The organism is Mycobacterium sp. IDUB_17, from assembly GCF_055419465.1.
In genome coordinates, this window is the sequence record NZ_JBVAXS010000001.1 from 503,500 (window position 1) to 517,354 (window position 13,855).

Here is a 13,855-nt window from a genome sequence, read left to right on the forward strand (position 1 = left end):
CAGGCATGGATGCCGAATTGCAGAGCTGGAAGGACGCCGGGCGGTTTTTCGACTACCTGGGCTTCGACATCTTCTACCGGGTCGAGGGAAGCGGACCGAATCTTCTTCTCATTCACGGATATCCGTTCAACTCTTGGGACTGGTCGCTGATCTGGCCCACCTTGACCGAGCGGTTCACCGTCATCGCGCCGGACATGATCGGGATGGGTTTCTCCGACAAGCCCGTCGCCTACGGCTACTCAGTACCCGACCACGCCGACATGCACGAGGCGCTGCTGGATCACCTCGGGGTCGGAAGTGCCCACATCCTGGCCCATGACCTGGGTGATTCGGTCGGTCAGGAGCTGTTGGCCCGCCACGAGTTCGGCGGACGGTCCTACGGGGCACTCGACATCGACTCGATCACCTGGCTGAACGGCGGAATGTTCAACGAGGCCTACACCCCACGGCTGCTGCAGAAGGTGATGTCGCGAACACCGTTGGGCGACATCATGAGTCCGCTGCAGGGCAGTCGGTTCTCGCGTCGGATCGTGGAGCCCACCATCAACGAGATGTTCGGAGTGAACACCAAACCGTCGCCGGAGCTCATGGACAAGTTCCACCAGATCCTGGAGTACAACGACGGCAAGCGGGTCATCCACAAGGTCGGCCGGTTCGTCAACGACCGCTACACCCACCGGAACCGGTGGGTACGAGCGATGCGGGAGACCTCGGTGTCGATGCGGTTGATCGACGGGCCGTCGGACCCGAATTCGGGGCGGCACATGGCGAAGCGCTATCGCGAGGTGATTCCCGATCCCGATGTGGTGATGCTCGCGGATGACATCGCGCACTGGCCGCAGATCGAGGATCCACAGGCGGTGCTGTCGCATTTCCTGGCCCACATCGACCGGGTCAGCGGGTGAGCGTCAGTCGGTGGAGCTGAGCGCCTTGGTCAGCACCGGCACGGTCAGCTCCCGCTGCCACGGACGGACGTTGGCCTCGACGAGGAATTCCTCCACTGCGGTGGCCACATCGGCGACCGGACGCCAGTCCCAGCACAGTCGGCGCACCACCTCGGGGGTGATGAGGTTCTCGGCAGGCACCGATACGCGCTCCGACAGTTCGGCCAGGCCCGCGCGCGCGGCTTCGAGCCGGGCGGCGGCTTCCGGCTTGCGCCTGGCCCAACGGGCTGCCGGGGGCGGGCCGCTCTGGCTGTCGTTGGCCTCGGGCGAGTCGGTGCTCTCCCTGGCCCGGTTCAGTGCGTCCAGCCAGACCTTGGCGCTTTTCCGCTGTTTGGAGCCACCGAAGACCGGCAGCGCGATGAGCTCGTCGACGGTCTTGGGATCGGCCGTCGCCGCGTTGATGATCGCGGCGTCGGGCAGAATCCGTCCGGGCGCGATGTCGCGGCCGCGGGCGATGGAGTCGCGGGTGGTCCACAGCTCGCGTACGGCCGACAATGCCTGCGGGTTGCGCACCTTGTGGATGCCGGAGGTGCGCCGCCAACGGTCACGCCGGGTGGGCTGTGCCACATAGGTGCGTAGGTACTCGAATTCCTGTGTCGCCCAGTCGGTTTTGCCCTGCTCTTCGAGGACCGCGGCGATCGCGTGGCGCAGTTCCAGCAGCACTTCGACGTCCAGGGCGGCGTAGTTGAGCCAGTCCGGCGGCAGTGGACGTTTGGACCAGTCGGCCGCGCCGTGCCCCTTCATCAATTGCAGGCCGAGCAGCCGTTGCACCATCGCAGCCAGGTTGACCCGCTCGAAACCGGCCAGCCGGCCCGCCAATTCGGTGTCGTAGAGCTTGCCCGGGCGCAGGCCGATCTCGGACAGGCACGGCAGGTCCTGATCGGCGGCGTGCAGCACCCATTCGTCCTGGGACAGGGCTTCGGCGACCGGCGCCATCGCGTCGATGGGGGAGCCACCGTGGTTGACCGGGTCGATCAGCGCTGTGCCCGAACCGGAGCGACGGATCTGCACCAGGTACGCGCGGTTGGAGTAGCGGAAGCCGGACGCACGTTCCGCATCGATCGCGAAGGGCCCGCTGCCTTTGGCAAGAGAGGTTGCTGCAGAAGAGATCTCACCCGCAGTGACGCAGACCTCGGGAACCCCTTCGGCGGGCGAGAGCAGCGGGGTTGAGTCGGCCTCTTGGGGCTCGGCAGTGTCTGGGTCTTCGTCAGTCATCTCACGCGCGCGTACGGGTACTCAGGTCGGTGACACCAGCCGGGGGCAACCCGGCCGCGTGCTCGAGCACTTCACAGAATGCCTCCACATGCGGCCCTAACTCCAGATCGGTGGCGGTCCAGGAGGCCCGCAGCTCAAGCTGGTGTGCCCGCGGCGGGCCGGATATGTCACCGTAGCGCACCGACGTGGTGGCGGTGACGGTGCCGCCCAGCGCGGTGACGTGCTCGGCACGCGATTCCAGGGCGTCCACCAGCCAGCTCCAGGCCACCTCGGGCAGCAGGGGGTCGATGGCTTCGCTGGAATCCAGGTCGGCCTGGATGTAGGCGACCAGGCGCATGGTGCCGTCCCAGGCCTCGGCGCCTTCGGGGTCGTGCAGCAGGATCAGCCGGCCGAACGCGTCTCCCTCGGAGCGCTCCGGGATGACCGCCGTATCGGGATGTCGGACCTCGGCGCCCAGCGCGTAGCTGTAAGGCGCCAACCGCTGTGGCGGGCGTATCGGACCCAGTTCGATTTCTGGCCGTACGGTGGTGGCGTTCATCGCCGCCACCGCCGTCCGGAACTGGGCCGGTTCGGCAGAGGTCACGGCGTTTGACGCTAGCGGATACTGCCAGGACAGGAAGCAGGCGCGCCGAAGTCCGGGCGTCACGAACCGGCAACGGCCTGCGCCCACGGGCACATGGCACCATAGGAGCCGATGAATACCCGCCGGGAGCTGCCCGATTCCCCCTATCTTGCCGCCGCGAGCGGCCGCACCCCACACCGTGTGCCGGTGTGGTTCATGCGGCAGGCCGGCCGCTCGTTGCCGGAGTACCGTGCGCTGCGTGCCCAGCACCGCATGCTGGAGGCCTGCTTCGACCCCGAACTGGTCTGCGAGATCACCCTGCAGCCCGTGCGCAGGCACGGTGTCGACGCCGCGATCCTGTTCTCCGACATCGTGGTGCCGCTGAAGGCCGCCGGGATCGGTCTGGACATCGTGCCGGACGTGGGCCCGGTCATCGAACACCCGATCCGGTCGGTGGCCGATGTCGAGGGCATGAAACCGCTTGATCCGGTGCAGGTGTCGCCGGTCACCGAGGCCGTCTCGATGCTCGTCCGCGAGCTGGGCGACGTGCCGCTGATCGGCTTCGCCGGCGCGCCGTTCACGCTGGCCTCCTACCTGGTGGAGGGTGGCCCCAGCCGTCACCATGAGCGCACCAAGGCGATGATGCTGGGGGAGCCGGCCACCTGGCATGCGCTGATGACTTCGCTGACCGATCTGACCATCACCTTCCTGCAGGCCCAGGTCGACGCCGGGGCCGATGCCCTGCAGGTGTTCGACTCCTGGGCCGGGACGCTGTCGCTGGCCGACTACCGCACCTACGTGCTGCCGCACACCACGCGGGTGTTCGCCGCCATGGCCCCGGCAGGTGTGCCGATGACGCATTTCGGCGTCGGCACCGCCGAGCTGCTCGGGGCGATGTCCGAGGCGTTGGGCACCGCGCCGGCCACCATGGTCGGGGTGGACTGGCGCACCTCGCTGGTCGACGCCGCGGCCCGGGTCAAACCGGGCAGTGCCCTGCAGGGCAACCTCGATCCGGTGGTGCTGCTGGCGGGGTGGCCGGTGGCCGAGGTCGCGGTGCGCCGCGTGGTCGAGGACGGGCGTGCCGCAGTGGCGGCCGGAGCGGCCGGTCACGTCTTCAACCTGGGCCACGGTGTGCTGCCGGCGACCGATCCCGGCATCATCACCGAGGCGGTGACATTGGTGCACTCGCTGTGAGTGTGTCCTATTGCGTTGTCGGCGGCGGTATTTCAGGACTCGTCGCGGCGTACCGATTGCGGCTCGCGGCCGGGCCGCGCGCGGTGATCACGCTGCTCGATCCGGCTGACCGGCTCGGAGGGGTGTTGCGCACCGAACGGGTCGGCGGGCAACCCTTCGATGTCGGTGCCGAGGCGTTCGTGGTGCGCCGACCCGAGATGCTGGACCTGCTCGCCGAGCTGGGCCTGGCCGGCCGTCAGCTCAGCCCCACCGGCACCCGGCCGCTGATCTACAGCGGGGCGCGGCTGCATCAGCTGCCGCAGGGCACCCTGCAGGGCATTCCGGCGCAGGCGTCGTCGCTGCTCGGTCTCGTCGACGACGAGACCGTGGCGCGCATCCTCGATGAACGCTCCCGGCCCCTGCGGTGGAGCCCGGGCGCCGATCCGTCGGTCGCCGAGCTGGTCGGTGACCGGTTCGGTTCGCAGGTGGTGACCCGGTCCGTGGATCCGTTGCTCACCGGCGTGTACGCGGGCTCCTCGGCGACGATCGGGTTGCGTTCGGCGGTGCCGTCGCTGGCGGCGGCACTGGACCGCGGGGCGCACAGCCTCACCGAGGCGGTGCGTGAGGCGCTGCCGCCACCGTCGGATGCACCGGTGTTCGGGGCGGTCGACGGCGGCTACACCGTGCTGCTGGACGAGCTGCGTCGCCGCGCCGACGTGCGGTGGGCGCAGGTCGCCGCGGTGCGGGTGGACCGTCGTGGAGGCGGCTGGTCGGTGCTCGACGATGAGGGCGCCAGTTGGCACGCCGACGCGGTGATGCTGGCGGTGCCGGCGCCACACCTGCCGTCACTGATCGAACACATCGCTCCGCGCACGGCAGCAGCCGCCCGGCGCATCCGGGTGGCCTCGGCGGCGGTCGTGGCCCTGGCGCTGCCGGGCGGCACACCGTTGCCGCAGCAGTCGGGTGTACTCGTGGCCGCGGGGGAACGTCTCAATGCCAAGGCGGTCACGATGTCCTCGCGCAAGTGGGGCCGGCGCGGGAACGTCGAGATGGTGCGGTTGTCGTTCGGACGCTATGGCGACGACATGGCCGCCAACACCGGCGATGACGACTTGCTGGCCTGGTCGGCCCGCGATCTGACCACGCTGTTCGGTGTCACGGTGGACCCGGTGGACAGCCATGTGCACCGCTGGATCGACGCGATGCCGCAGTACGGCCCCGGGCACGGTGATCTGGTCGCCGAACTACGTGCGGGACTGCCCCCGACGCTGGCGGTGGCGGGCGGTTATCTCGACGGGATCGGGGTGCCGGCGTGTGTGGGCACCGCCACCCGGGCGGCCGCGGAACTGGTGTACAGCGGCGTGGCACGATAGGCGTATGGCCAAGCTCGACTACGACGAACTGAACTCCACCATCCGCTACCTGATGTTCTCGGTGTTCGCGGTGAGCCCCGGGGAACTGGGCGACGAACGGACCCCGGTGATCGACGAGGCGACGGCCTTCTTCAAGACCCAGGAAGAGCGTGGTGTGGTCGTGCGCGGCCTGTACGACGTGGCCGGCCTGCGGGCCGACGCGGACTTCATGGTCTGGACCCACGCCGACAACATCGAGGCGCTGCAGGCGACCTATTCGGACTTCCGGCGCACCACCGCGCTGGGCCGGGTCAGCGACCCGGTGTGGAGCAGCGTGGCGCTGCACCGCCCGGCCGAGTTCAACAAGAGCCACGTCCCGGCCTTCATCGCCGGTGAGGACCCGGGCAACTACATCTGCGTGTACCCGTTCGTGCGCTCCTACGAGTGGTACCTGCTGCCCGAGGAAGAGCGCCGGCGCATGCTGTCCGAGCACGGCATGGCCGCCCGCGGTTACAAGGACGTGCGGGCGAACACGGTGCCCGCGTTCGCTCTCGGCGACTACGAGTGGATCCTGGCCTTCGAGGCACCCGAGCTGCATCGCATCGTCGACCTGATGCGCGATCTGCGGGCCACCGACGCCCGCCGTCACACCCGCGAGGAGACGCCGTTCTTCACCGGCCCGCGGGTCAGCGTCGAAGATCTGGTCGCCAAGCTGCCGTAGTTTTCTTGCGCGAGCAGACACAGATGTCCCCATACACCCGGCGTGTTGGGGACATTTGTGTCTGCCGGCCAAGGTAGTTGACCTGGGCTTTCAGATCGCGGGTCTACCCTCGCGGGCATGACTGCTCCGCAAGAATCCGATCGCTTCGAAGAGATGTACCGCGATGAGCGGACGGCACATGGACTGCCCGCCGCGACACCGTGGGACATCGGTGGGCCCCAGCCGGTCGTGCAGCAGCTCGTCGCGCTGGGCGCCGTCAAGGGTGAGGTGCTCGATCCCGGCACCGGGCCCGGTCACCACGCCATCCACTATGCGTCAAAAGGGTTGTCGGCCACGGGTGTTGACGCGTCGCCAGCCGCGATCGAGCGGGCCCGGCAGAACGCTCGGCAGGCCGGTGTGACAGTGGATTTCCGGGTGGCCGACGCGACGAAACTCGACGGCCTCGAGGGCAGATTCGACACCGTCGTCGACACCGCGTTCTATCACGTCTTCACCGGTGAGCCCGAGTTGCAGAAGTCCTACGCGCGGGCGCTGCACCGGGCCACCAAACCCGGTGCACGGCTGTACATGTACGAGTTCGGTGAGCACAACGTCAACGGCTTCAGGATGCCGCGTTCGATGACTGCCGACGATTTCCGTGAAGTCCTTCCCGACGGAGGCTGGGAGATCACCTATCTCGGAACAACCACCTACCAGGGCAACGTCAGCGTCGAGGTTTTCGAGACGATGGCTGCGCGCAACCCCGACATGGCCGACGAGATGGCCCCGTTGCTGGAGCGACTGCGGGTGATCGAACCATGGCTGGTCGACGGCCGGGTGCACATGCCGTTCTGGGAGGTGCACGCCTCCCGCGTGGACTGAGGCGCGGCGCTCAGGCGGTCTTGGGTACCAGCTTCAGTGAGATCGAGTTGATGCAGTACCGCTGATCGGTCGGAGTGGGGTAGCCCTCGCCCTCGAACACGTGCCCCAGGTGGCTGTGGCAGTTCGCGCACAGCACCTCGACGCGGCGCATGCCGAGCGAGGTGTCCGACCGCAGGATCACCGCGGCCGAATCGGCCGGATCGAAGAACGACGGCCAACCGCAATGGGATTCGAATTTCTCGGTGCTGCGGAACAACTCGGCGCCGCAGGCCCGGCACTCATACACGCCTTCGGTCTTGGTGTCGGTGTACTCACCGGTGAAGGGCCGCTCGGTGCCCGCCCGGCGCAGCACCGCGAATTCCTCGGGGGTCAGCTTCGCGCGCCACTCGTCATCGGTCAGTTGCAGCTTGGGACCGTCGGTCGTCATGAACCCAAATTACGTGTTGCCCGCCGGTGCGCGCCAGGCATGACGGATCCGTACGAGCGCGGGGCGCCGTGACCGCGGCATCGGGTCAGCAGGTCGCATCCGGTCAGTACGGGGCGGTGGGCGGGTAGGGCGGTGGCATCAGTCTCTTGTTGTGTGCGTCAGCGGCCATGTAGGCCCACACCATGCCGCCGATCCAGGTGAACAGCCAGAGGAACCAGGTCAAGCCGAGGGTGAAGAATCCGATGATGAGCAGCAACGCGTTGATGCCGAACATGATGAAGGCGCCCGGCACCGTTGCGTAGAGCATTCCCAGGCAGCCGAACAGTCCGGCCAGCAAGGCCGCGAGCCCGGGGTTTTTCGTCGGCGCGGCCGGCGCATACATGTTGACCTGGACTGCGGGCGGGGCCGGGTATAGGTAAGGCTGTGGGCCGGTGGCGCCGAAGTAGCCGGGCGGTGGGCTGAGATTGGGCTGCAGGATCGGCGGTGGCTGCTGTGACTGGATGGGTGGTGGCACCGCAGGCAGATAGTTGTCGTCGGCCTGGCTCATGGTTGCCCCCTTGGTCGATTTGGTGAGGTGAGGCTACCGCCACGGGGGATCGGGTGTGTGCTGCTGGGCTACTTTTGCTCATCGAGCGAGCGCGAGCGTTGAACTGATCTGGCAGATTCGTCCAAGCGCCCGGCGGGGACGCGCGTGATGCTCGAGACTGGATCAATCACCTATGACAGGGGAGCTCACATGCCGGCGATGTCACGGATCGAGCGCGCATTCTGCAAGACGGCGCTGTGGCGTGGGGGAACCGGGCAGGCCGTGCTCGGTAGCATCCCGGTCGATCGGTTGGGTCACGATGTTCTCGAAATCGGCTCGGGCAGTGGCGATATCGCGGCCCGGTTGCGGCAGGGCAATCCGGATCTGGCCATCACCGCGACCGACTTCGACCCGGCGATGGTGCGCGCCGCCGCCCGGCGGCTGCAGGCATATCCAGACGTGACCGTGCGTGGGGCCGACGCCACCGACCTGCCATTCGCCGACGACTCGTTCGATTCGGTGCTGAGCTGCCTGATGCTGCACCACATCGTGGAATGGGAGAAGGCCGTCGCCGAGATCGCCCGGGTGTTGCGGCCGGGCGGTGTGTTCACTGGCTACGACCTGACCCGAACCCCGATGGCAACGGCGATCCACCGGCTCGACCGGTCACCGTTCCGGCTGGTCGAACCCGACGAGCTCGATGAGGTCTGCGCGCACCACGGCCTGCCGATGCAGACCCGGACCCGCCTGGCGGGTCAGGTCATGCAGTTCACCTCAGACTGATTCGGCTTCCTTGGCACGGTTCAGCCACGGCGGATCGATGCCCTCGTCGAGCCTGCCGTCCTGCTTGGCGTCGAGGTAGCGGAAGTACAGCACGCAGAACACCACGACCAGCATGAGTGACCAGCCGTAGGTGATCTTCATGTACTCCAGGAACCGGCCGGTGGTCGGCCAGCGCCACAACAGCCAGCGGTCCATCGTCATGAACCCGTAGACCCCCAGCCACGCCGGCCAGTTGCGGATCACCGAGTTCGGCAGCACCACCGTCATCAGGAACGGGAACAGCATCATCGAGTAGTAGCCCTGGGCCAGTCCGAGCACCAGCCACGAGCTGATCAGCAGGACGCCTGACGAGGTCAGCATCCAGAACAGCTGGTCGCGTTCGCGGTAGTAGCGGTAGAGCAGCCACAGGCTGACCACCGTCAGCACCACCGCGACCACGCGCAGCACGATGATCAACCACATCGGCAGCCCGTAGTAGATGCCGTTGCCCAGGATCGAGGAGTTGAAGTAGTCGCGAGTCTCAAGGATGTAGGGCGCGGTGTTGCGCACGAAGCCCATCGGGTCCGCCGACAGCGGCCAGGCCACCGCGTTGAACGCCAGGGGCACACCGAACGCGGTGATCAGGGTGCGCCACTGCCGGTTCAACACCGGCAACAGCAGCAGCGGTGCCAATGACGGCTTCACCACCAGCGTCAGGCCGATCGCCGCCCCTGCCAAAAGTTCGTTGCGGGTGCCGCCCTTGAGCAGGAACCAGAAGAACAACACCTCGGCCAGCAGCAGGCAGCCGTTGATGTTTGTGAAAACCAGTGTGTTGGTGACCGATTCGGTGCAGAACATGGCCAGCAGCAGGGCTGGCAGCGCTACTGAGGTCAATGAGAATTTGAACAGTCGTACCAGTACGCATGCGGCGATGATGACTGCCGCGGAGTTGATCCCGACGAACCAGAACCGCGACGCGAACTCCGGCAGGAACCCGAACGGGGCCAGCAGCAGAGTGCCGCCCGGTGGGTAGAGGTAGTGCGGGTCGACGAAGTTGAAATGTTCGTTGTAGATGGCCCAGTGCCGACGGAAGTTCGACACCGCGCGGTACACCGGACCGAAATCGTCGGTGATGTAGCCGTTGGTGGCCAGCACGTAGCTGCGATGGATGATCGACAGAATCGCGACCGGCCACAGCACCGAACGCAGCACCGTGGCGGTGCTCGGCGGGGAGGTGCGGGGACGGAAGGAGTTCAGAAGACCGACTCTGATGGGATTGGTCGTGGATTCTGCTTCGGCCACCAGCGAACCTTATACCGACGTGGATCGGGCCCCGCGTCAGGCAGGACAGTAGGTGTCGGTCTCGGGCAGTTTGCCGCTGTTGAGATAGCCGGTCAGCGGGGGTAGCGCGCACGGGGTGTAGATGCTGGCGCCGTGGCCGATGCCCTGCCACATCACCCGCCGGTTGTTGGCGCCGGCGTTGATGATGGTGGCGGCGACGGCGGCGACGCCCTCGTTGCCGACGATCGGGTCGTTGTGCACGCCGAGCAGCAGCACCGGAATCTTGAGGTCCTGCGGGTCTTTTGGTGCGGTGCCGCTGGGCCAGTTGAGGCATTTGACGAGGTTCAGCGCCCCGACGGCGCCGAACTGCGGGTAGAGCTTGCCCCAGGCGACCACCAGTTCACGGACCCGGTCCGGGGTCGGCCGGTTCAGCGCGTCGCTGCAGGAGTTCACGAACTGGCCGTCGGTCTGGCGCAGGCTGTCGGCCTGGGTGATCAAGGTCGAGATCGGACCGGCGTCACCGGCGCGAGCCGCGGCCAGGGCGCCGGCCAGGTTGTTGGTGGCGGCCACCCGGTCGCCTTGGGGGAAGCCCATTCCGGTGGTGATCGCCTCGACCAGCGTGGCAACCGAGGCCCCGCCGGGTCCGCGGCCGGCCCGCGCGTCGGCCAGCAGGGCGTCGACGGCGCCCTTCGCATCGGGGGCCAGCGGGCAGTTGGTGGCCACGCACTGAGCGGCGAACGCGTCCAGCGCGGCCTGTTGGCCCTTCACACGTTGTTCGGCCGCGGCCTCGGCACTGAGTGCCAGCGGTAGCGGGGAGTCCAGGATCAGCCGCGACACCTTGTTGGGGTGCGAGCCGGCATAGGCCAGGGCCACCTGAGCGCCGTTGCCGACGCCCAGTAGCGCCAGGGAGGGCACATCCCAGGTGCTGCGCAGCCGTTCCAGATCTTCGGCCGTGTGCGCGTTGTCGTAGGCCGAGTCGCCCGGGGCGATGGTGTCGGTGCAGCTGGTGGTGGCGGTCATGGTGACCGCGCCCAGGTTGGCCACCGGATCGTCGCCGGCTTGAAACTGCGTCTGGTCCAGCATTTCCTGGCGGTCGTAGACGTCGCGGCAATCGATGGCGCCGGACATGCCGATGCCGCGCCGGTCCACGGCGACGATGGGATGCGTCTTGAGGATGTCGGTTCCCGAGCGCGCCAACCATGTCGGCAGCTGCACCGAGGTGGGGACGTCGGATCCGGTGGTCATCACCAGCGGTCCGGCGTCGGGCGGGGTCTGCGTCGAACGGGCCCGCACCACGCCGATGCTGATCGTGCCGGTGGCCCCGTTGATGGAGTCGAGATCGGCGTCGTAGGTCGCGCAGTCCAGCGTGACGTCGGCGGGCGGCTGGACGCCGGCACCGCTGAACACCCGCGGGGTGCAGTCCCGCCAGGACAGGTCGTTCTTCGGCGCTTCGATGCCGGGCGCACCGGGCGGGGCCGCCGAGGTGGTCACGGGCTGTCCCTGCGGGTGAGCGCCGGAGTTGGTGGCATACCGCGGATCTGCGGCGAACAGCGGCGCACAGGCAGTGAGCCCCAGTGACAGGACGGGCACGGCGACCGCCGACCTTCTCAGGGCTTTCACCAGCTGATGACGCATGCTGACCACAGTAGCGACAGGGTTGTCAGTGCCCGCGGACGTAGCGGGTGTACAGGTAGCCCTCGTCGTCGGTGAGCAGGTGCGAGGGCCGCATCCGGGTGTGCGCCTGGCCCGCACCGGTGGCGATTCGCCGGGCCACGCCGCCGAGCAGGATCGGTGCCACGGTCAGGCACAGCTCGTCGAGCAGGTCGTTTTCGATGAGCAGGCTCAACAGCGACGGGCCGCCCTCGGTCAGCACCCGGAAGAGCTTGCGTTCGGCCAGGATTCGCAGTGCGACCGCCGGGTCGACGCGCGTGGGGTCCGCACCGGAGGCGTCGAGGACCTCGGCGAGAGTGCCCAGCCGGTGCCGTGCGTCGGCGACGGTCTTGGTGGCGGTGAGGATGAGCGGTGCCACCTCGGTGCGGGTGAAGAACTTGGAGTTTTGGTCGAGCTCGGCCGATGCGGTGATGACGGCGATCGGCGGCACTTCGTCCTGGCCACGGCGCTGGCGCTCCTGCCGCTGGGCGGCCGACAGCTGCACGCCGGAGTAGTTCTCGATCCGCACCGTCGCCGCGCCCATCAGGATGACGTCGGCCGTCTGGCGCATGAGATTGAACACAGCCCGGTCACCCGGACCGGCCAGGCCGCCGGACTTGCCGTCCTCGGTGGCACCGCCGTCGAGGCTACTGATCATGTTGCCTCGCACCCAACATCGCCGCAGGTCATCGGGGTAGGTGTAGTAATCGGCCAGCTGGCCGTCGGCGATCTTGTCGACGTTTCCCAGCACGGTCAGGTCGATCCCGGCGGTGTCATCGGACATGAACTGAATTGGAGCACGTCGTTACGCTGCCTGAATGCACGGGTCCAGCGGCGTCGCTCATCTCGCCGATCGTCATCCCACTGTCACGCCGGAGCGGCTGGTCGCACAGTTGGTTCCGCCGCCGACGTTCGCCGACGTCAGCTTCGACAGTTACCGCCCGGACCCGGCCGAACCGTCCCAGGCCGCCGCGGTGCAATCCTGCCGCAGTTTCTGCGAGCAGGCAGCGCTTCGGCGGGCAGGCAAGAAGAAGCTGTTCGGCAAGCGTGAGGTGCTGCCCGGGGTCGGGCTGTACCTGGACGGCGGGTTCGGCGTCGGCAAGACCCACCTGTTGGCCTCCACCTATTACACGCTTTCGGCGGGCGAGGCACCGACCGCGTTCGCCACGTTCGGCGAGCTGACGCAGCTGGCCGGTGTGTTCGGCTACAACGAGTGCATCGACCTGCTCTCGGAGTACGTGGTGGTGTGCATCGACGAGTTCGAGCTCGATGACCCGGGCAACACGACGCTGATCTCGCGGTTGCTCTCGGCGCTGGTGGAGCGCGGGGTGTCGATCGCGGCTACCTCGAACACGCTGCCCGAACAGCTGGGTGAGGGCCGGTTCGCCGCGCAGGATTTCCTGCGCGAGATCAACACGCTGGGACAGATCTTCACGACGGTCCGGATCGAGGGGCCCGACTACCGGCATCGCGATCTGCCGCCGGCCCCCGAGCCGCTGTCCGATGACGAAGTGGCGCAGCGGGCCGAGGGCGTCACCGGAGCGACCCTCGACGACTTCGACGCGTTGTGTGCGCATCTGGCGACCATGCACCCGTCGCGCTATCACGCGTTGATCGAAGGCGTCACCGAGGTGTTCATCACCGGGGTGCACCCGATCGAGGATCAGAGCGTGGCGCTGCGCCTGGTGGCGCTGACCGACCGGCTCTACGACGCGGGTGTCCCGGTGCTGGCGTCGGGGACCAAGCTGGACACCATTTTCAGTCCGGAGATGGTGGCCGGCGGGTTCCGGAAGAAGTACCTGCGGGCCACGTCGCGTCTGCTGGCCCTGACCGCCGCCGCGCAGCAGAAGACCGTCTAGACCGGACGGACCATCACGTAGTCGTTCTCGATGCGGGTCCCGAGCCGGAAGGTCTTGGTGCCGCTGATGGTGAAACCGTTCTTGGCGTAGAAGCGCTGCGCGCGTTGGTTCTGTTGGTTGACCCCCAGCCACACGCAGCCGACGCCGGATTCGGCCGCGGCGCGCAGTGACTCGGTCATGAGAGCCTGGGCCGCACCACCGCCGTGGCGGTCGGGCAGCACGTAGATCTTGGACAGCTCGAGTGCGGGCCGCAGCGTCACCGCTTGCTGGACGTCACTGTTGTCGGGGACACCGTGAATCAGCATGGCGTATCCGGTGATTGAGGTATCGCGTGCCACCAGCACGATCCGGTTCGGATCGGTGAGGTACTCGCCGAAGCGTTCCTCGGAGAGGGTTTCGGCGATGAACGCGGCGATGTTGTCCGGCGTCACCGACGGGGGACAGGCCAGGGGAAAGGTGGCGGCCGCGACCGCAGCGAGTTCCGGAAGGTCAGCCGCGGTGGCCGGCGCTATCTCCACGGCT

Annotated in this window: 15 protein-coding genes; 7 read left to right on the top strand and 8 right to left on the bottom strand. The window is 67.6% G+C overall.

The genetic code is table 11. From position 1 onward, the window contains the following. The first annotated feature begins 5 nt into the window (after positions 1-5). Positions 6-905, top strand: a complete 900-nt coding sequence (locus ACZYZ7_RS02540) for an alpha/beta fold hydrolase (RefSeq protein ID WP_450068969.1) — start codon at positions 6-8, stop codon at positions 903-905. Between the two features lie 3 nt (positions 906-908). Here the strand turns inward: ACZYZ7_RS02540 and ACZYZ7_RS02545 are convergent, their stop codons facing one another. After that, entirely contained in the window at positions 909-2,159 is a 1,251-nt protein-coding gene (locus ACZYZ7_RS02545) for an HRDC domain-containing protein (RefSeq protein ID WP_463740115.1), read from the bottom strand. Between the two features lies 1 nt (position 2,160). Beyond that, positions 2,161-2,742 carry a DUF3000 domain-containing protein gene (locus ACZYZ7_RS02550; RefSeq protein WP_135453885.1) on the bottom strand — a complete coding sequence of 194 codons (582 nt, stop codon included), beginning with the start codon at positions 2,740-2,742 and terminating at the stop codon, positions 2,161-2,163. 111 nt (positions 2,743-2,853) lie between these two features. On the opposite strand from ACZYZ7_RS02550, the gene hemE reads away from it, so the two are divergent. The 4 genes from hemE (at position 2,854) to ACZYZ7_RS02570 (ending at position 6,828) form a co-directional block, all read left to right on the top strand. Next, positions 2,854-3,915 carry a uroporphyrinogen decarboxylase gene (hemE, locus tag ACZYZ7_RS02555; protein ID WP_135453886.1) on the top strand — a complete coding sequence of 354 codons (1,062 nt, stop codon included), beginning with the start codon at positions 2,854-2,856 and terminating at the stop codon, positions 3,913-3,915. Continuing rightward, positions 3,912-5,267 carry a protoporphyrinogen oxidase gene (locus tag ACZYZ7_RS02560; protein WP_135453887.1) on the top strand — a complete coding sequence of 452 codons (1,356 nt, stop codon included), beginning with the start codon at positions 3,912-3,914 and terminating at the stop codon, positions 5,265-5,267. The genes hemE and ACZYZ7_RS02560 overlap by 4 nt, the downstream gene beginning before the upstream one ends. A 4-nt stretch (positions 5,268-5,271) precedes the next feature. Further along, entirely contained in the window at positions 5,272-5,967 is a 696-nt protein-coding gene (gene hemQ / locus ACZYZ7_RS02565; protein WP_044517907.1) for a hydrogen peroxide-dependent heme synthase, read from the top strand. A gap of 117 nt (positions 5,968-6,084) precedes the next feature. Next, positions 6,085-6,828: a class I SAM-dependent methyltransferase gene (locus tag ACZYZ7_RS02570; protein WP_450068971.1), complete on the top strand. Its 744-nt coding sequence runs from the start codon at positions 6,085-6,087 to the stop codon at positions 6,826-6,828. A 10-nt stretch (positions 6,829-6,838) separates the two neighbouring features. On the opposite strand, the gene msrB is transcribed toward ACZYZ7_RS02570, so the two are convergent. Together msrB and ACZYZ7_RS02580 are read right to left on the bottom strand one after the other, a co-directional pair. Further along, positions 6,839-7,255, bottom strand: coding sequence for a peptide-methionine (R)-S-oxide reductase MsrB (msrB, locus tag ACZYZ7_RS02575; RefSeq protein ID WP_463740116.1), 417 nt, complete (start codon positions 7,253-7,255; stop codon positions 6,839-6,841). 103 nt (positions 7,256-7,358) lie between these two features. After that, positions 7,359-7,802 carry a hypothetical protein gene (locus ACZYZ7_RS02580; RefSeq protein WP_210115507.1) on the bottom strand — a complete coding sequence of 148 codons (444 nt, stop codon included), beginning with the start codon at positions 7,800-7,802 and terminating at the stop codon, positions 7,359-7,361. A gap of 189 nt (positions 7,803-7,991) precedes the next feature. Here ACZYZ7_RS02580 and ACZYZ7_RS02585 point away from each other — a divergent pair, with 189 nt between their 5' ends. Then, positions 7,992-8,564: a class I SAM-dependent methyltransferase gene (locus tag ACZYZ7_RS02585; RefSeq protein WP_450068974.1), complete on the top strand. Its 573-nt coding sequence runs from the start codon at positions 7,992-7,994 to the stop codon at positions 8,562-8,564. On the opposite strand, the gene aftC is transcribed toward ACZYZ7_RS02585, so the two are convergent. From aftC to ACZYZ7_RS02600, 3 genes are read right to left on the bottom strand one after another with little or no spacing between them, the layout of a single operon-like run. Beyond that, positions 8,556-9,848: an arabinofuranan 3-O-arabinosyltransferase gene (gene aftC / locus ACZYZ7_RS02590; RefSeq protein ID WP_463740537.1), complete on the bottom strand. Its 1,293-nt coding sequence runs from the start codon at positions 9,846-9,848 to the stop codon at positions 8,556-8,558. The two genes, ACZYZ7_RS02585 and aftC, sit on opposite strands and share 9 nt — an antisense overlap. Positions 9,849-9,881: 33 nt before the next feature. Next, complete coding sequence (locus ACZYZ7_RS02595; RefSeq protein ID WP_463740117.1) at positions 9,882-11,459, bottom strand: alpha/beta hydrolase; 1,578 nt, start codon at positions 11,457-11,459, stop codon at positions 9,882-9,884. A 25-nt stretch (positions 11,460-11,484) separates the two neighbouring features. Then, on the bottom strand, positions 11,485-12,258 hold the full coding sequence (locus ACZYZ7_RS02600; RefSeq protein ID WP_463740118.1) for a pyrimidine reductase family protein: 774 nt from the start codon (positions 12,256-12,258) through the stop codon (positions 11,485-11,487). Positions 12,259-12,292: 34 nt separating this feature from the next. Between ACZYZ7_RS02600 and zapE the strand changes: the two genes are divergently transcribed. Further along, positions 12,293-13,333, top strand: coding sequence for a cell division protein ZapE (gene zapE / locus ACZYZ7_RS02605; RefSeq protein WP_135453898.1), 1,041 nt, complete (start codon positions 12,293-12,295; stop codon positions 13,331-13,333). On the opposite strand, the gene ACZYZ7_RS02610 is transcribed toward zapE, so the two are convergent. Further along, entirely contained in the window at positions 13,330-13,851 is a 522-nt protein-coding gene (locus ACZYZ7_RS02610; protein ID WP_450068977.1) for a GNAT family N-acetyltransferase, read from the bottom strand. The two genes, zapE and ACZYZ7_RS02610, sit on opposite strands and share 4 nt — an antisense overlap. Positions 13,852-13,855 lie beyond the last annotated feature (4 nt).

What these genes read in the sequence shown, in the direction of transcription:
- ACZYZ7_RS02540 (WP_450068969.1), top strand. Translation starts at nt 6, where the DNA reads ATGGATGCCGAATTGCAGAGCTGGAAGGACGCCGGGCGGTTTTTCGAC.
- ACZYZ7_RS02545 (WP_463740115.1), bottom strand. Translation starts at nt 2,159, where the DNA reads ATGACTGACGAAGACCCAGACACTGCCGAGCCCCAAGAGGCCGACTCA.
- hemE (WP_135453886.1), top strand. Translation starts at nt 2,854, where the DNA reads ATGAATACCCGCCGGGAGCTGCCCGATTCCCCCTATCTTGCCGCCGCG.
- hemQ (WP_044517907.1), top strand. Translation starts at nt 5,272, where the DNA reads ATGGCCAAGCTCGACTACGACGAACTGAACTCCACCATCCGCTACCTG.
- ACZYZ7_RS02570 (WP_450068971.1), top strand. Translation starts at nt 6,085, where the DNA reads ATGACTGCTCCGCAAGAATCCGATCGCTTCGAAGAGATGTACCGCGAT.
- msrB (WP_463740116.1), bottom strand. Translation starts at nt 7,255, where the DNA reads ATGACGACCGACGGTCCCAAGCTGCAACTGACCGATGACGAGTGGCGC.
- ACZYZ7_RS02580 (WP_210115507.1), bottom strand. Translation starts at nt 7,802, where the DNA reads ATGAGCCAGGCCGACGACAACTATCTGCCTGCGGTGCCACCACCCATC.
- ACZYZ7_RS02585 (WP_450068974.1), top strand. Translation starts at nt 7,992, where the DNA reads ATGCCGGCGATGTCACGGATCGAGCGCGCATTCTGCAAGACGGCGCTG.
- ACZYZ7_RS02595 (WP_463740117.1), bottom strand. Translation starts at nt 11,459, where the DNA reads ATGCGTCATCAGCTGGTGAAAGCCCTGAGAAGGTCGGCGGTCGCCGTG.
- ACZYZ7_RS02600 (WP_463740118.1), bottom strand. Translation starts at nt 12,258, where the DNA reads ATGTCCGATGACACCGCCGGGATCGACCTGACCGTGCTGGGAAACGTC.
- zapE (WP_135453898.1), top strand. Translation starts at nt 12,293, where the DNA reads ATGCACGGGTCCAGCGGCGTCGCTCATCTCGCCGATCGTCATCCCACT.